This is a genomic window from Clostridium sp. CTA-6 (genome assembly GCF_054768115.1).
The window spans coordinates 22,614-39,211 of the sequence record NZ_BAAAAU010000008.1; the positions used below are offsets into that span (position 1 = coordinate 22,614).

Annotated in this window: 18 protein-coding genes; 1 reads left to right on the forward strand and 17 read right to left on the reverse strand. The window is 28.7% G+C overall.

Annotation, left to right across the window (positions count from 1 at the left end; genetic code table 11):
- Nucleotides 1-7 precede the first annotated feature (7 nt).
- From coaD to ACYUDJ_RS13195, 5 genes are all read right to left on the reverse strand, one after another.
- Nucleotides 8-502, reverse strand: coding sequence for a pantetheine-phosphate adenylyltransferase (coaD, locus tag ACYUDJ_RS13175; protein WP_030035715.1), 495 nt, complete (start codon nt 500-502; stop codon nt 8-10).
- Nucleotide 503: 1 nt separating this feature from the next.
- Nucleotides 504-1,061 carry a 16S rRNA (guanine(966)-N(2))-methyltransferase RsmD gene (gene rsmD, locus ACYUDJ_RS13180; RefSeq protein ID WP_003484738.1) on the reverse strand — a complete coding sequence of 186 codons (558 nt, stop codon included), beginning with the start codon at nt 1,059-1,061 and terminating at the stop codon, nt 504-506.
- A gap of 260 nt (nt 1,062-1,321) precedes the next feature.
- Nucleotides 1,322-3,361, reverse strand: a complete 2,040-nt coding sequence (recG, locus tag ACYUDJ_RS13185) for an ATP-dependent DNA helicase RecG (protein WP_003484736.1) — start codon at nt 3,359-3,361, stop codon at nt 1,322-1,324.
- Nucleotides 3,362-3,554: 193 nt separating this feature from the next.
- The gene (locus tag ACYUDJ_RS13190) at nt 3,555-5,180 is read right to left on the reverse strand and encodes a DAK2 domain-containing protein (RefSeq protein ID WP_003484734.1); all 1,626 of its coding nucleotides are present in this window, start codon (nt 5,178-5,180) and stop codon (nt 3,555-3,557) included.
- Between the two features lie 14 nt (nt 5,181-5,194).
- Entirely contained in the window at nt 5,195-5,545 is a 351-nt protein-coding gene (locus tag ACYUDJ_RS13195; protein WP_003395974.1) for an Asp23/Gls24 family envelope stress response protein, read from the reverse strand.
- 199 nt (nt 5,546-5,744) lie between these two features.
- On the opposite strand from ACYUDJ_RS13195, the gene rpmB reads away from it, so the two are divergent.
- Nucleotides 5,745-5,936: a 50S ribosomal protein L28 gene (gene rpmB / locus ACYUDJ_RS13200; RefSeq protein ID WP_003395976.1), complete on the forward strand. Its 192-nt coding sequence runs from the start codon at nt 5,745-5,747 to the stop codon at nt 5,934-5,936.
- Nucleotides 5,937-5,985: 49 nt separating this feature from the next.
- Here the strand turns inward: rpmB and spoVM are convergent, their stop codons facing one another.
- The 12 genes from spoVM to def all read right to left on the reverse strand — a co-directional run bounded on the left by spoVM (nt 5,986) and on the right by def (nt 16,586).
- Nucleotides 5,986-6,060: a stage V sporulation protein SpoVM gene (gene spoVM / locus ACYUDJ_RS13205; RefSeq protein ID WP_098927334.1), complete on the reverse strand. Its 75-nt coding sequence runs from the start codon at nt 6,058-6,060 to the stop codon at nt 5,986-5,988.
- A 122-nt stretch (nt 6,061-6,182) separates the two neighbouring features.
- Entirely contained in the window at nt 6,183-6,338 is a 156-nt protein-coding gene (locus ACYUDJ_RS13210; protein WP_003484729.1) for a hypothetical protein, read from the reverse strand.
- Between the two features lie 369 nt (nt 6,339-6,707).
- Nucleotides 6,708-7,352, reverse strand: coding sequence for a thiamine diphosphokinase (locus tag ACYUDJ_RS13215; RefSeq protein ID WP_003484727.1), 645 nt, complete (start codon nt 7,350-7,352; stop codon nt 6,708-6,710).
- Between the two features lies 1 nt (nt 7,353).
- On the reverse strand, nt 7,354-8,004 hold the full coding sequence (rpe, locus tag ACYUDJ_RS13220) for a ribulose-phosphate 3-epimerase (protein ID WP_003484725.1): 651 nt from the start codon (nt 8,002-8,004) through the stop codon (nt 7,354-7,356).
- Nucleotides 7,998-8,876: a ribosome small subunit-dependent GTPase A gene (rsgA, locus tag ACYUDJ_RS13225; RefSeq protein ID WP_042384662.1), complete on the reverse strand. Its 879-nt coding sequence runs from the start codon at nt 8,874-8,876 to the stop codon at nt 7,998-8,000. The genes rpe and rsgA overlap by 7 nt, the downstream gene beginning before the upstream one ends.
- Before the next feature lie 196 nt (nt 8,877-9,072).
- On the reverse strand, nt 9,073-11,016 hold the full coding sequence (pknB, locus tag ACYUDJ_RS13230) for a Stk1 family PASTA domain-containing Ser/Thr kinase (protein WP_003484721.1): 1,944 nt from the start codon (nt 11,014-11,016) through the stop codon (nt 9,073-9,075).
- Nucleotides 10,994-11,743 (reverse strand): Stp1/IreP family PP2C-type Ser/Thr phosphatase, encoded by a 750-nt coding sequence (locus ACYUDJ_RS13235; RefSeq protein ID WP_003484720.1) that lies wholly within the window; start codon nt 11,741-11,743, stop codon nt 10,994-10,996. Before ACYUDJ_RS13235 ends, pknB begins: the two co-directional genes overlap by 23 nt.
- Before the next feature lie 18 nt (nt 11,744-11,761).
- On the reverse strand, nt 11,762-12,790 hold the full coding sequence (gene rlmN / locus ACYUDJ_RS13240) for a dual-specificity RNA methyltransferase RlmN (protein ID WP_030035726.1): 1,029 nt from the start codon (nt 12,788-12,790) through the stop codon (nt 11,762-11,764).
- A gap of 11 nt (nt 12,791-12,801) precedes the next feature.
- Nucleotides 12,802-14,130 (reverse strand): 16S rRNA (cytosine(967)-C(5))-methyltransferase RsmB, encoded by a 1,329-nt coding sequence (gene rsmB / locus ACYUDJ_RS13245; RefSeq protein WP_003484717.1) that lies wholly within the window; start codon nt 14,128-14,130, stop codon nt 12,802-12,804.
- Nucleotides 14,131-14,150: 20 nt separating this feature from the next.
- Entirely contained in the window at nt 14,151-14,834 is a 684-nt protein-coding gene (locus ACYUDJ_RS13250; RefSeq protein ID WP_003484714.1) for a zinc metallopeptidase, read from the reverse strand.
- Between the two features lie 350 nt (nt 14,835-15,184).
- Nucleotides 15,185-16,126 (reverse strand): methionyl-tRNA formyltransferase, encoded by a 942-nt coding sequence (gene fmt, locus ACYUDJ_RS13255; RefSeq protein ID WP_080333549.1) that lies wholly within the window; start codon nt 16,124-16,126, stop codon nt 15,185-15,187.
- A gap of 16 nt (nt 16,127-16,142) precedes the next feature.
- Complete coding sequence (def, locus tag ACYUDJ_RS13260; protein ID WP_003484710.1) at nt 16,143-16,586, reverse strand: peptide deformylase; 444 nt, start codon at nt 16,584-16,586, stop codon at nt 16,143-16,145.
- Between the last annotated feature and the right edge of the window lie 12 nt (nt 16,587-16,598).

Sequence of the window (16,598 nt, forward strand, 5' to 3'; positions counted from 1 at the left end):
AACCCTCCTAAATACATTCCTTTTTATGATTTATCTTTTTTTTAATATCTGGTATTATTTCATCTGGTACCAAATCCTTTATGCATCCTCCAAACATAGCTACCTGCTTTACTGAGGATGAACTTAAATAAGAGTATTTTGCATTTGTCATCATAAATACTGTTTCTATATTAGGATCTAATTTGTTATTCATAAGAGCCATCTTAAATTCATATTCAAAATCTGACATGGTTCTAAGTCCTTTAATTATAACCTTAGATTTCTTTTCTTTCATAAAATCTATTAATAGGCCACTAAAACACTGCACTTCTACATTTCTATGGTTCTTAGTAACTCTTTTTATCATTTCTACTCTCTCATCTACTGAAAAAAGTCCCTTCTTTTCTGGATTTACAAGTACCGCTACTATTAGCTTATCACAAACCTTAGAAGCCCTTTTAATTATATTTAAATGTCCCTTAGTTATAGGGTCAAAACTTCCTGGGTACACTGCAGTTTTCATTTTAATCCTCCTTAAATTTATAAAAACAAACGGTAGTGTTTCCATATTTTCTATGATCAAATAATTTTATTCTTTCAGTTCCCTCATATATTTCTTCTGAAGAATCTATTTTTGTAACTATTAATCCATCTTTATCTAATAGTTCTTTTTTATCTATGTTCTCCATAGCTGGAGGAATCATTTCTTTTGCATAGGGAGGATCTATAAATATCAAATCAAAAACTATAGATTTCCTAGCAAATTCCTCTAGGGCGCTATAAGCATCCATATTAAAACTCTTGCACAAATCTTCAAACTTTAAATTCTTAATATTTTCTCTTAATAAAGGATAGGTTTCAGGACTTTTATCTACTAAATAAGAGAACTTTGCTCCCCTACTAGCTGCCTCCAATCCTAAACTGCCTGTTCCTGCAAAAACATCCAAAACTCTAGATCCATATACCTGATTTTGTATTATATTAAATATAGATTCTTTTATTCTATCCAAAGTTGGTCTTGTAACACTACTTTGGGGTGATAGTATTTTTCTGCCTCTAGCAGATCCAGAGATAATTCTCATGAAAATCCTCCTTATTATTTGTTATTTAATAATTTATTCTAGGACTAGTTTCACTAATACTGTTATTCTATTATATTAGAATTATTCACATACAATGGTAGCGCCACCTATTAATAAGTTCTTCTAAATCTCACATTTAGAAATCCTTTTCTTATAAATAAGTCAGATTTGAGTGTAAAAATAACTTAATCCTTATTATTTTAACATATAAATTATTACCATACAAAATTATTTATAGTAATTTGTAGAAATTTGTTATCTTAATTAAAACATATAAACTTCGAATTATTTTTTATTTTGGTCTTTACTTCTTCTTTTATTTTATTATCCTCTTCACTATTACTATCTATTATTTTTTTGCTTTCAACATTAGCTATTTTGAGTAAATGTATATCCTCTATTACATCAGCTAGAAGTAAATTACTAGAACCATGCTGTCTAAATCCAAATATCTCTCCTCCGCCTCTTAGCTTTAAATCTTCCTCTGCCACAAAAAAACCATCATTACTACTTTTCATTATTTCCATTCTTTTTCTTATAATATCATTTTTCACTTTAGCAATTAATATACAATAGGATTTATATTTCCCTCTACCTACTCTTCCCCTTAATTGATGAAGTTGAGCTAATCCAAATCTCTCCGCATTTTCTATAATCATTAAAGTAGCATTAGGTACATTTACCCCTACTTCTATAACAGTAGTGGATATTAGAGCTTTTATTTTCCCTTCTTTAAACTCCTTCATAATAGCATCTTTTTCTTTTCCTTTCATTTTACCATGTAAAATAGCAATTTCCACTTCTTTAAAATAATCCTCTTTCAAATCATTATATAATTTTTCTACAGAATTTAAATTCAATTCTTCCTTTTCTTCTACTAGAGGACAAACTATATATACCTGTCTCCCATCATTTATTTCTTTTAGTGCAAAGTTATACACTCTTTTTCTATAGCTATCATTTACATAATAGGTATCTATCTTTTTTCTTCCAGGTGGAAGTTCATCTATAATAGATAAGTCTAAATCTCCGTATAAGCTCAAAGTAAGAGTTCTTGGTATAGGGGTTGCACTCATAACTAAAGTATCTATACTTCTTCCCTTATTTAACATTTTACTTCTTTGCATAACCCCAAAACGGTGTTGCTCATCTGTTATAACCATACCTAAATTATAAAATTCCACATCATCCTCAATTAAAGCATGAGTACCTATTATTAAATCTATTTCTCCTTTTTTAAGCTTTTCTTTTATCTCTTTTTTTAAAGATGCTTTTACACTTCCTACCAAAAGCGCTATGTTTAAATTAAAATCTTTAAATAATTTTAAAGCTTCTTCATAATGTTGAATTGCTAATATTTCTGTAGGAGCTAACATTACTCCTTGATATCCATTTTTTATCACATTAAAAAGACAAATTAAAGCTATAATAGTTTTACCACTACCTACATCTCCCTGTAAAAGTCTATTCATTGGTTTTTCTTTTTTTTGATCTTTAAATATTTCCTCTAAAACTCTATTTTGAGCATTAGTTAGTTTAAAAGGTAATGATCTTATAATATCACTTGTTTCTTCTAAAACTTTAAAAGCTATCCCCTCTGTAGCTGTTTTCAAGTATTCCTTTAAAGAAGCTATTTTTAAACAATATGCTAATAACTCTTGAAATTTTAATCTTCTTATAGACTCTTCTAATTCTTTCTGATTTTCTGGCTTATGTATAGTTCTTATAGACTTGTCTAAGGATATAAACTTATATTTTTCTATAAGCCATCTAGGTAAATTCTCACCTATAGCAATATTTCCCAAGGCACTATTTACAAGTTTTATTAACAAATTATTTTTTAAATCTCCCTTTAAAGGATATTTAGGAATTATTTTTCTTTCCTCTACTTTTTCTGCATATTTATTCTTTAATATTTGAGCATTATTTATAGTTAAAGTTCCCCTATATTCTCTTAAACTTCCCTGAAGTATATATTCTTCACCTATTTTAAAGTAATTTTTAATATAGGGTTGATTAAACCAACTACCAACTATAGCTTTCTCTCCATCATTAAATATAATTGTAGTTAAAATTTTACCTGTTCTTGTTCTTACATCTCTTTTTATATTTTCTACCTGTACTTTAATTATTACTTTTTTATTTGATAACTTATCTTTACTATAGTTATCTATAAATTCATAATCTCTTGGGAAATACAAAAGTAAATCCATTATATTAAATATCATACATTTTTCTAATTGTTCTTTAGTTTTAGGGCCAACTCCTTTTAATGTAGTTATAGGACTATATACATTCATAAACTTCCTCCTATATAAAGGATTCTATAGTAAAGAACAAATTCTTCTAAATTTAAGATAAATATTCCTTCTAAAAAAACTTTAACCTAAACTAAGAATCCCTTCCCAATATTATTTTTTTATAAAGAAGTAATAGAAATTTAAATTGTATAAATAAACTTTAAATACAATAAAAAAAGCCCTTAGGCTTTTTTTATTCTACAGACATTATAAAGTAATATAATGGTTGTTTTCCATTATAACATTGAATATCTAAATCTTCATATTTTCCTTCTAATTCTTCTATAAATTCTTCTACCTTTTCTTCATCACAATCTTTTCCATAGAATATACTTATAAGTTCACTATCTTCATTTATCATTTCTTCTAAGACAGCTTTTGAAACTTCAAAAATATCCTTTCCTACTTCAGATATTTTTCCTTCTATTAAGCCTAGTATATCATTTTCTTTAATTATTTTTCCGTCCATTTCTGTATCCCTAACTGCATAAGTTATAGAACCTGTAGCTACTGCTTTTATAGCTTCCTTCATGTTATTTTCATTTTCTTTTGATTCTGCCTCTGGATTAAACATTGTTATACTTGTTATGCCTTGTGGTATAGTTTTTGTAGGTATAACTATTATATTTTTTTCTGACAACTCTGCTGCTTGTGTAGCTGCCATAATTATATTTTTATTATTTGGTAGTATAAATATATTTTCCGCATTTATTTTATTTATAGCCTTAACTATATCCTCTGTACTTGGATTCATAGTTTGACCGCCTTCTATAACTTCATCTACACCCAAATCTTTAAATATTTCTGTTATGCCTTCTCCTAATGCTACAGATATAAATCCATATTTTTTTAATTCACTGTCTTCTTTTTCCACTTTATTTTCTTCGCTACTCATATCTATTATATGTTGATGCTGCTCTCTCATGTTATCTATTTTTATTTTAGAAAGTGGGCCAAGCTTTATAGCTTTAGAAAGTATATCTCCTGGATCATTTGTATGAATGTGAACTTTTACTAAGCCATCTGCGGCCACTACTATCATAGAATCTCCTAAAGGTTCTAATTGGCCTTTGAATTTATCCACGTCTACATTTTCTGCCATAACAAAAAATTCTGTACAATATCCAAATTCTATATTCTCTTCATATTGTTGAACTTTAGTGCTAGTATTAGAGACTTTGTTTTCTCCGCCTATTTCTACTTCTAGATCCTTATCTAATACCTCTAACATTCCCTGTAATATTATCAATAAACCTTGGCCGCCTGCATCTACTACCTTTGCCTTTTTTAGTACAGGAAGCATATCTGGTGTTTTATTTAATACTACTTCACTATGTTCACAAACATCCTTTAGTAAAGAAGTTACATCCTCTGCTTCACTTTTTACCGCACTCTCTCCTGCAGCTCTTATAATTGTTAGTATAGTCCCCTCTGTAGGTCTCATTACAGCTTTATAGGCAGACTTTGATCCCTCTAATAGTGCATTTGCAAATTCCCTTGCATTCACTTCATCCTTATCCTCTAGGCCTTTAGATATTCCTCTAAATATTTGGGATAGTATAACTCCTGAGTTACCTCTAGCTCCCATAAGAGCTCCTTTAGCTACTTTTTTAGCTATTTCTCCTATGGATTCCTTTTTTAATCCTTCTATTTCTTTTACCGCAGATCTAAAGGTCATAGACATATTTGTTCCTGTATCACCATCTGGTACTGGGAAAACATTTAGAGAATTTACAAATTCTTTTTTTTCTTCTAATTTGTTACTCCCATTTATCACCATATTATAAAAATCTGCACCTTTTATTTTCATATGTTCCATTTATGACTTACCTCCTAAACTCTAACACCCTGAACATTTACAGTAATACTGGAAACCTTAAGTCCTGTATAGTTTTCTATGTTATATCTTATCTTTTGTATAATATTATTAGCTATTACAGATATTTTAGTTCCGTATTCTACTATTATATATAATTCTATGTTTAATTTACCTTCAACGGCACGAATTTTAACCCCTTTATTGAAGCTTTCTCCTTTAATCAGTTCCCAAAGACCATCTGTTGCATTTTTAGATGCCATCCCAACCACGCCATAACATTCCATTGTAGATACACCTACAATATTAGCAACTACATCTTCAGCATAATCTATATGTCCATATTCATTAGTTAACTTTCCTATCATGAAAGAAACCTCCTTATATCATATCATATAGTTTATTTTATATTAAATAAGAGATTTATTCAAGGAAATATATTATTATTAATGCTTTTTTTGCTATATTCCAAACTATTTACTTGCATATAGCATATATTCTATGGTAAAATTATTAATGTTTGAATTGAGAAGTATAAACTTCACAATTTTAGGGAGGTGTTTTTAAGTGTCAAGAAAATGCGAAATATGTGGTAAAGGCGTTGTTTACGGTGTTCAATACAGCCATTCACATCGTCAATCTAAAAGATCCTTTGCTCCTAACATAAAGAGAGTTAAAGCAATAGTTAATGGAACTCCAAAAAGAGTTCATGTTTGTACTAGATGCCTACGTTCAGGAAAGGTACAGCGTGCTATATAACACAAAAAATGCAGTTGTTTAAACAATTGCATTTTTTATTTTATGTTTTTTATTTTTTAACTCTTTTTATTTTTTTTATTATATTTGATAAAAATTTGGGAAGCTTTATTGCAACTATTTTCATATAATACACCTCTACATAAATTAATTCTTTAATATGTTTTATCAATAAATAAAAACTGTTATAAAATTTAACAGCTGTATAATAAAATATATATCATTATAAATTGCTATTTTATATTAACACTATCTGCACTTATTCATTATCCACCAACCTATATATATAAGTCCAAATCCCACTGCTAAAAGCCATCCCCATATAGGTACTATAATAGTAACAACTATTCCAAGTCCAATAGAGCCAACTATAATTCCTAATTTTTTGTTACTTTTTCTTCCCATATATATGCCCTCCTATAGCTTATATACTATAATATGCAAACCTATACAAAAATGTGAATATTAAAAAATTCATATCTTAGATTTAATTTTAACGCCTCAAAGATAAAAAATACACTCATAAACCAATTCATTTTACTAAGAAGTTCTAAAGCTTATTCATATGGTTTATTACGTGTATTTTTTTATCTTTACTATATTAAAATCAAGTCTATTTTAAGACACCCTAATTTTATTTTTGTATAGAATTTTTAGAAATATATACTTTTGTTCTAACAATATAAAATCCATTTCATTGATAAAGTTTATTATATAGGCATTATCAAATAATTTTAATTTGAAGTAAAATTTGTTGCAAATTCATACTAAACTCTAATCATCACTATCTTTGCTTATAATAACAATTAACGTTCCGCTCTTAATGTGTATATGTAATTCTTTATCCGTAAATTCATTTGAAGTTGTTAAGGTATCTCCCATTTTTAATGTATAGTTTTCTAATGGAAATTTAGCATTAAAAAGTGTAACTCCTTCCACATTAGAACCATAAGCTTGCAATGAAAAATAATTCGATTTTCTAGGTTTTAATGAAATATTTTTATCTGTTAAAAATATTTCATTATTTTCATCCTTTATATAGGCTTTTATATTATTTTTTAAACAGATTTCTAAAAATCCTAAATTCCCTAATATATGATCTATTCTATTGCCTATACATCCTAATAAAGCTATAGTATCTGCTTTAAGCTCTATAGCCTTATTTAAAGCTACTAACCCATCTGTAAAATCTTTATCCTTTGGATATTTGTCCATATATACTCCCTTTTCTTTAAAATAAGAAAAAGTTTTTTTATCTATGGAATCCATATCTCCCAATATAAAATCAGGTGTTATACCATATTCATAAAGACAATTAGCACCACTATCTGCACATATTATATAAGAATAATCTTTCATTTCTTCCTTCAAAAGTTCTTTAGAAGGTGCCTTTCCCCCTGCTATTATTATGGCTTTCATTTTATAATGCCTCTCTTAACACCTTTATATTTTTTTCTATTTCCCCATTTTTAAATACTGCTGAACCTGCTACTAAAAGATTAGCACCACAATCTGCTACTTCTTTTATATTATCTTTAGTAACTCCTCCGTCCACTTCTATTATTAATTCCTTATTATATTTTTCACTTAAAGCCTTAACTTCCTTTATTTTTTCTGAAGCATATTTAATATATTTTTGTCCTCCAAAACCTGGATTTACAGACATAATAAGCACCATATCTAAAGAAGGAATTAAATCCTTAATACAACTTACAGGTGTACCTGGATTTAAAGCCACCGCTGCCTTTATTCCAAAACTTTTTATATAATTTATTGTTCTATCTATATGTTTATCTGCTTCATAATGAACTGATACTATGTCTGCCCCCGCCTTTGCAAAATCTTCAATATATTTAGAAGGCTCCTCTATCATAAGATGCACATCAAAAGGTTTATTCGTTAAATTTCTTATGCTTTTAATTACTGGAATTCCAAAAGAAATGTTAGGAACGAATCTACCATCCATTACATCTATATGTATAGCATCTGCCCCATATTTATCTAGATTTTTTATGTCCTCTCCTAGTTTGGAAAAATCTGCTGAAAGTATTGATGGCGCTATTTTTACCATTTTTTCTTCCTCCTATTCATAATTTCTTCTAAAGTTTTTATATAGAAGTCATATCTATTTTTGTGTATATGACCTTCTTCTACTGCTTTTTTAACTGAACAATTAGGCTCTCTATGATGAAGGCATCCTGTAAATTTACATTCTCCTATAAAATCACGAAATTCTGGAATACAATGCAATAAATCTTCCTTTTCCATAAAATTTATATCTAAAGAAGAAAATCCAGGAGTATCTACCAATAATCCTTCATCTACATATATAAGTTCACTATGACGAGTAGTATGTTTTCCTCTTTTTAATTTTTCACTTATATTACCTGTTATCATAGTTTCTTTACCTATAATTTTATTTAACATGGTAGATTTACCTACCCCAGAGGGGCCGCAAAATACAGTTACATTATCTTTTATTAATTTTTTAATTATATCCATATTCTTCTCTTCTTTAGCATTTAAAAATATTATATCATACCCAGCTTGTTCTATCATGAAAATAATATCCTTATATTCTTCTTTATTTACCAAATCCATTTTATTAAAACATACTATAGCTTTCAAATTATTATATTCACATAAAAGTAAAAACTTATTTAAAAGATCTATATTTATATCAGGATCTTTAAAAGAAAATACCACCAAAGCCTGAGTTACATTTGCAACGGCCGGTCTAAACAATTCACTTTTTCTATCATATATCTTCTCTATAGCACCCTTATTATTTTTATCTATAGTTATTTCTACATAATCACCAATCATAGGGGTAAGTTCAGTATGTCTGAACTTACCCCTTGCCTTACATTCTATAATTTCTTCACTATCATCTAATTTAATATAATAAAATCCACCTATACCTTTTATTATAGTTCCTTTCATAATACCTCCAATATTTATACAAATCATATTTTATCTTATTATTATAGATTATAACACTCCATCTTATAAAAGATAGAGTGTTATTGTCTTTAAATAAGAATTTATCATTTTAAATAGCTTGAAACTTTTATTAATTCCAAACTCCCTCTATAATCCTACTTTTTTGATTTTATAATATTCTTTCTAATAATTTATATTATTTTTGTGGATTAGTTGGTTTTTCTGGGTCTGGCTTCTCTGGGTCTGGCTTTTCTGGATCCGGTTTTTCTGGATCCTTACCTGTGTCTGTTCCTGGCTCCTTACCTGTGTCTGTTCCTGGATCCTTACCTGTGTCTGTTCCTGGATTTTTACCCGTGTCTGTTCCTGGGTTCTTATCTGTATCTGGTTTTGGATCTGGTTTTACTTCTGGTTTTTTATATTTATAATAAGATATACTTACAGAAGAACCTTGTTTTATACTTTGGCCTGCACCTATACTTTGTGATGCCACTTGACCATCTAAGGATTGATCTTGTGTAATAATAGCCTTTGAGCTTCCCATAGATAATCCTGCATTGGCTAAAGCATTTTGAGCTCCATCTATAGATTTTCCTATTAAGTTAGGTACTGTTGAGTATTTAATTTCTGGACCATTACTTATAACTAAACTAATCTCTTCTCCTTCTTTTAATTCTGCATCTATATCTGGAGTTTGACTTATTACTTTTCCAGCAGCTACATTGTCATTAAATTCATATTTTACATTCCCTACTTTTAATTTAAGATCTTGTATTGCTTTTTTAGCGGCCTCTAATTCCATTCCCTTTAAATTAGGCACAACTACTACATTTCCAGAACTTATACTAACTCTTACTTCGGAATTTTCTGCTACTTTTTCACCGGATTTTGGATAAGATTCTATTATAGTTCCTTCCTTTTTTTCATTTTTAACCTTTTGAGCTACTACTAATTTTAATTTTTTCTCACTTAATACCTTTTGGGCTTCTTCTTTAGTAAGTCCTACTACATTAGGAACTTCTACCTTTTTCCCTCCTGATTTATTGAAGGCCAAGTATGCAGATACAGATCCTACAACTAGAAATAAAACTGCCATAGCTATTCCTAATATTAATTTTTTATTTGTTTTACCCTTATTACTTCTTTTCTTTTTATCCTCTATTTCATCCTCTTCATCTTCATACTCATCATCTTCATATTCCTCATCATCATCTTCATACTCATCATTTTGAGCCATTTCTTTTATTTTGTCATTTATAACCGCTGTGTCCATTACTCTAGTAACATCGTTTTCTGATATATTACTAGATCCATTTAATATACTTTCATTATTTTCTATTCTGGCTAAATCCTCTTCTAAGTTTTTTATAGTTTGATATCTTTTTACAGGATTTTTTTCCAAGCACTTTAGTACTACACTATTTAAACTCTCTGGTATTTTATCATCTATTTCTTTTGGTGCTACTACTTCATTTTGTATATGCTTTACTGCTACAGATACAGGACTTTCTCCATCGAAGGGAACTTTTCCTACGAGCATTTCATACATTACTATACCTAAAGAATATATATCAGTTCTTGAATCTACAAATCCCCCTTTAGCTTGTTCTGGTGAAAAATAATGAGCTGATCCCATTACTTTACTAGAATTAGTTATAGTAGCTGAATTTGAAGCCTTAGCTATACCAAAATCTGTAACCTTAATGATGCCTTCTTTTGTAACTAATATATTGTGTGGCTTTATATCTCTATGTATAATATTGTTTCTATGAGCACAAACTAAAGCACTAGCTATTTGTTTTGATATTCTAACAGTTTCCTTAGATTCTATTTTGCCTTTTTCCACTATCAATTCTTTTAAAGTTTTACCATCTACATATTCCATAACTATATAATGTATATTATTTTCAGAACCTACATCATAAATATTTACTATATTATTATCTGATAAACTTGCTACTGAAGTTGCTTCTCTTTTAAACTTTTCTACAAATTCCTTGTCGCTACAAAATTGATCCTTTAATATTTTTATCGCAACAAATCTATTTAAGTAATGGCATTTAGCTTTATAAACTGTAGCCATACCACCTTCTCCAACTTTTTCAAGAAGTTCATACCTATTACCTAATTTGGTTCCTATCATATTCACACTCTCCTTCAAACAAAATAACGGATATGTTATCCTTACCACCCTTTAACTTGCTAAGTTCTACTAGTTGCTTACAGGTTTCTTTATTGTTTTTTTCATTTCGTAGTAATATATCACACATTTCCTGTTCATTAGCATAATTAGTTAATCCATCTGTGCAAAGTAGTACCTTACAAACTTCATCTAATTTTATATTAAAAGTGTCCACTTGTACAAATAAATTTGTACCTAATGCCCTAGTAATCACATTTTTATTAGGGTGAGTGTTTGCCTCTTCCTTTGTTATTGTTCCTTCATCTAATAATTGTTGTACATAGGAATGGTCCTTTGTTATTTTTTTTACTCCACCTTCAGCTAATATATAACAAGAACTATCTCCAACATTAGCTACAATCATATTACCATTATTATCTAATATGCAGCAGGTTATGGTAGTTCCCATGCCTTTAAACTTTTCCTTTTCTTTTGCATAGTTATAAATCTTTGTATTAGCATATTCTATAGCATCTATAAGTAAAGTTTTCATATCTTTTAAATCTTCATAATATTTTACATAGTCTATAGTTTCTTCTACTGCTAATTTACTAGCTACTTCTCCTGCATTGTGGCCTCCCATTCCATCTGCTACTATATATATTTTAAATCGTTCTCCTTCATAGTAATCTACAAAGTCTTCATTTATCTCTCTAACATTACCTATATCAGATAGTATCCCCAACATATTTTCCACCCCTTTGCTCTATTTTGAAACATAACTTCTTCTTAGTTGTCCACAGGCAGCATTTATATCTGCTCCCATTTCCCTTCTTATAGTTGTTTCTATTCCATTTTCTTTTAAGATATTACCAAAGGATTCTATATTTTTTGATGTAGACTTTTCATAGCTATTTTCTTTTATTTCATTTACAGGAATTAAGTTAACATGACAAAGCTTTCCTCTTAACACCGAACTTAATTCTTTAGCTTCTTTTATAGAATCATTTTTTCCCTTTACTAATGCATATTCAAAAGTTATTCTTCTATTAGTTTTATTTATATAATAATCACAAGCTTCCATAAGCTCTTTTATAGAATATTTATTAGCTATGGGCATCATTTCTTTTCTTAATAAATCCTCTGGTGAATGCAGGGATATAGCTAAAGTTATATTATAATTTTTATCTGCCAATTCTTTTATTTTGGGTACTATACCACAAGTAGATAGGGTTATATGTCTTTGTCCTATATTTAGTGTATTTTCAGATGTAACCGAATCTAAAAATTTAGTTACATTTCCAAAATTATCTAAAGGTTCTCCACTTCCCATTAAAACCACGTTAGAGATTCTTTCACCTATTTCTTTTTGTGCTGCCATTATTTGAGATAATATTTCTCCACTAGTTAGATTTCTTATAACGCCATCCAAAGTAGATGCACAAAATTTACACCCCATCCTACAACCAACTTGAGTAGATACACAAATAGAATTTCCATGTTTATATTTCATAACCACAGATTCTATTATATTTCCATCCTTATACTCAAATAAAAACTTATAGGTGTTTTTATCCTGTGATATTAATTTTTTAACTACTTTTGGTACACCAATATAAAAATTATCATAAAGCAAATTCTTAGTTTTCTCAGGTATGTTTTTCATATTATTAAAATCAAAAATAAGCTTATCATAAATCCAATTAAAAATCTGTTTTGCTCTAAAGGCCTTTTCTTCTTTAGAAACTAACCACTCTTTTAACTCTTCTAATGTCAAATCTAATATGTTTTCCATTTTAACACCTACTAACATTTCTTCAATTTAGCTATAAAAAAACCGTCCATTTTATCATTAGGCAATATGGATACAAATCCTTCTTTATGATATATTATATTGTCTACATCTCCATAATATAAAGGTTCTATTTTAAAATTTTTATGTTTTTTTAAAAACCAGTTTATATTTTCTTCATTTTCTTCTTTATTTAAAGTACAGGTAGAATACAAAAGTATACCTCCTTTTTTCAAATAAGAAGCTCCATTATTCATTATTTTCCTTTGTATATCTATAATATTTTTAATTTCTTTTTCATTTTTAGTCCATTTTATTTCTGGTTTCTTTCTTATAATGCCTAACCCAGAGCAAGGTACATCCATAAGCACCCTATGAGCTATTTCTTTTAACTCCTTATTAAAAATAGCTGCATCACATACATCCGTTTCTACATTTTTTATACCCAATCTTTTAGCATTCTCTTCTATTAAAGATAACTTATTTTGATGTACATCATAGGCATATACTTTACTTTTATTATTTATAATTTCTGAAATATGTGTAGTTTTTCCTCCTGGAGCACTACATAAATCTAAAACTATACTTTCCTCAGTAAGTTCCATAGAAGGTGCCACTAGCATTGCACTTTCATCCTGCACAGTAATATCTCCTTCTATGAACAAAGGGTTTTTTTCTATATTTTTACCTTTAATTATTTGTATAGCCTCTGGACATATATATCCTTCTTCTATATTATACCCATATTCATCTAATTTTTCGAAGGCTTCATCATAATCTATTTTTAGATTATTAACTCTAACGGTTATATTAGGTCTTTCATTTAAGCCTTTTAATATTTTTTCTGCTATTTCTATACCATATTGACTTATAAACATTTTTATAAGCCATTTAGGATAGGAATATATAAAGCTAAATTTTTCTAAGTTGTTTCTATCATCATAAAATTTTTTATTTTTGTAAGTTCTTATATAATTTCTTAAAACTCCATTTACTAACTTTGAATATTTTATAGATATTTTTTTTGACATCTCTACTGCTTCATTTACTGCAGCAAAGGAAGGTATTTTATCTAAATATCTTATTTGATATATAGTTATCCTTAATATGTTAGCTATATTTTTATCCATAGTTTTAATGGGATTTTTTAAATAACTTTGTATTATAATATCTAAAGTTTCCTTATATTTTAATGTTCCATAAACTATTTCCGTAATTAAGGCCTTGTCATTATCCTTTAAATTACTTTTATTTAGCTTTTTATTTAAAACTATGTTTGAATAAGCACCTTCATATAACACAGCCTTTAATACATCCAAAGCTACTTCTCTTGCATTATCCATTATATCCTTAAACCTTTCTCTTAATCATTTCGTCTGTTGCTTAAAACTATAAGTCTTAGTAATTGTGATATAGCCGTTAATGCCGCTGCTACATATGTCATAGCCGCTGCACTTAAAACTTTTTTTGCTCCATTTACTTCTTCCTTATATAGTATACCTTTGTTTTCTAATAAAACCAATGCTCTTTTTGAAGCATCAAATTCTACAGGTAATGTTATAAGTTGAAATAAAACTACTGCTGAAAAAAGAATTATACCTATTCTTGTAAGACTAGAAGCTCCCATTAATATACCTATAAAAAACAATATCCAAGAAGCTTGGGAACTAATATTTACTATAGGAACTATAGTATTTCTTATTACAAGGGGAGAATAACTTTCTAAATGCTGTATAGCATGACCTGTTTCGTGAGCTGCCACTCCAATGGATGCCACTGAATTTCCATAATATACATCTTTTGAAAGTCTCATAACTCTTTTACTAGGATCATAATGATCAGAAAGCTTTCCTGGTATAAGTTCCACAGGTACATTATAAAGTCCTTTAGAATCTAAAAGCATTCTGGCTACCTGAGCTCCTGTATATCCCTTAGCTGTTGAAACCCTTGAGTATCTATCAAAAGATGAAGATACTTTTAATTGAGCCCAAGCCGCTATGAGCATAGCAGGAATCAATATCAAAAATGTACTATCATAATAAAACATATTGTTATCTTTAGCAAAAAAGTATTTTATCAATACTCTCCTACTAAAGTTCACCTCCTTTTATTTCATCCTATCTCCTCTTATTACAACCTTAAATATAGTTCAATATAAATTTCCTCTCTATCTTTAAACTCTAACACCCAATTATCATTTATTTTAGTTAAATACTATTTTTACCTTTAATTAATTTATCAATACCTTTCACATAAATATATATTGAATTTAATTTCAAATTCATCTACGTCTTTTCTCTATTTTTATTTAATACTAACTAATTATAAAATAAAAAATAAATTATATCTAGTTTAAACCTTACTAAATATTTTAAACATAAATAAAAAATTTTTCCTCTATTCTCCTAATACTAATCCCTCTTCTATATCATGTCCCTTTATATATTCTTCTACTTTCATAGGTTTTTTCCCCGGAAATTGTACAGTTGTAATAGATAAAATTCCATCACGGGTAGCTACTTTAATACCTTCTTTTGATACCTTTAATATAGTACCTGGAGTTTTATTTGAGCTTTCCTTTAATATACTACTGTTATAAATTTTCATAGTTTCATTTTTATATTGAGTATATGCAACTGGCCGTGGGTTTAAACCTCTTATAAGTAAATTTATTTCCTTAGAAGTTTTATTCCAATCTATTTTCCCCATTTGTTTATTTAGCATAGAGGCATATATAATATTTTCACTCTTTTGCTTCTCTCTTTTTACAGTTCCTTCTTTTAATCCCTTTATGGTAGTTACTAAAAGTTCTGAACCACTTTCCATTAATATATCATGAAGCTCACCTGCAGTCATATCATCTGCTATCTTAACTGTATTTTTTAAAAGCATATCACCTGTATCTAAACCTTCATCCATAAACATAGTAGTGTTTCCAGATTCTTTTTCTCCCTTTATTATTGCCCAGTTTATAGGGGCTGCCCCTCTATATTTAGGAAGTAGAGAGGCGTGTAAATTAATACATCCATACTTTGGTATATCTAAAACTTCCTTTGATAGTATTTGTCCAAAAGCTACTACTATTATAAAATCTGGGTTTATTTCCTTCAACTTTTTTATACAAATCTCATCATTTTTTAATTTTATTGGTTGATATACCTCTATATTATTTTCTAAGGCTACCTCTTTAACCGCTGACATAGCTAATTTCTTACCTCGCCCCTTTGGTCTATCCGGTTGTGTAAATACTGCTTTTACATTAAATTTTTCTATTAATTTTTTTAAAGATGGTACCGCAAAATCTGGAGTACCCATAAAAACTATAGTTGTATCTTTCAAATTAATTTTCTCCTCCCTATTTATTTATTACCTTATCTACAAATAAGACTCCATCTAAATGATCTATCTCATGACAAAAGGCTCTAGCTAATAATTCTTCTCCCTCTAATACTATTTGTTCTCCTTTTTCATTTAAAGCTTTAACTTTAACTTTATATGGTCTTTCTACTTCTCCTTGCTCACCAGGAACACTTAAACATCCTTCTACATCTTTCTGGCTTCCTTCTGTCTCTATTATTTCTGGGTTTATAAGTTTTATTAATCCTTCTCCCACATCTATAACTACCACTCTTTTTAATATTCCTACTTGAGGTGCTGCAAGTCCCACACCCTCTGCACTGTACATAGTTTCTGCCATATCCTCTAAAAGAGTTAAAATTCTATCATCAATCTTTTCTATTTTCCTACTCTTCTTTCTTAATAATTCATCCCCATATTTTCTTATATTTCTTATTGCCATTTTTACTACCTC

Coding starts and splice junctions, on each gene's coding strand:
- ACYUDJ_RS13190 (WP_003484734.1), bottom strand. CDS start 5,180: ATGGAACATATGAAAATAAAAGGTGCAGATTTTTATAATATGGTGATA.
- rpe (WP_003484725.1), bottom strand. CDS start 8,004: ATGGTAAAAATAGCGCCATCAATACTTTCAGCAGATTTTTCCAAACTA.
- ACYUDJ_RS13195 (WP_003395974.1), bottom strand. CDS start 5,545: ATGATAGGAAAGTTAACTAATGAATATGGACATATAGATTATGCTGAA.
- ACYUDJ_RS13210 (WP_003484729.1), bottom strand. CDS start 6,338: ATGGGAAGAAAAAGTAACAAAAAATTAGGAATTATAGTTGGCTCTATT.
- rlmN (WP_030035726.1), bottom strand. CDS start 12,790: ATGGAAAACATATTAGATTTGACATTAGAAGAGTTAAAAGAGTGGTTA.
- rsgA (WP_042384662.1), bottom strand. CDS start 8,876: ATGAAAGGAACTATAATAAAAGGTATAGGTGGATTTTATTATATTAAA.
- coaD (WP_030035715.1), bottom strand. CDS start 502: ATGAAAACTGCAGTGTACCCAGGAAGTTTTGACCCTATAACTAAGGGA.
- def (WP_003484710.1), bottom strand. CDS start 16,586: ATGGCAATAAGAAATATAAGAAAATATGGGGATGAATTATTAAGAAAG.
- ACYUDJ_RS13215 (WP_003484727.1), bottom strand. CDS start 7,352: ATGAAAGCCATAATAATAGCAGGGGGAAAGGCACCTTCTAAAGAACTT.
- rsmD (WP_003484738.1), bottom strand. CDS start 1,061: ATGAGAATTATCTCTGGATCTGCTAGAGGCAGAAAAATACTATCACCC.
- recG (WP_003484736.1), bottom strand. CDS start 3,361: ATGAATGTATATAGTCCTATAACTACATTAAAAGGAGTTGGCCCTAAA.
- pknB (WP_003484721.1), bottom strand. CDS start 11,016: ATGATAGGAACCAAATTAGGTAATAGGTATGAACTTCTTGAAAAAGTT.
- ACYUDJ_RS13235 (WP_003484720.1), bottom strand. CDS start 11,743: ATGTTGGGGATACTATCTGATATAGGTAATGTTAGAGAGATAAATGAA.
- ACYUDJ_RS13250 (WP_003484714.1), bottom strand. CDS start 14,834: ATGTTTTATTATGATAGTACATTTTTGATATTGATTCCTGCTATGCTC.
- rsmB (WP_003484717.1), bottom strand. CDS start 14,130: ATGGATAATGCAAGAGAAGTAGCTTTGGATGTATTAAAGGCTGTGTTA.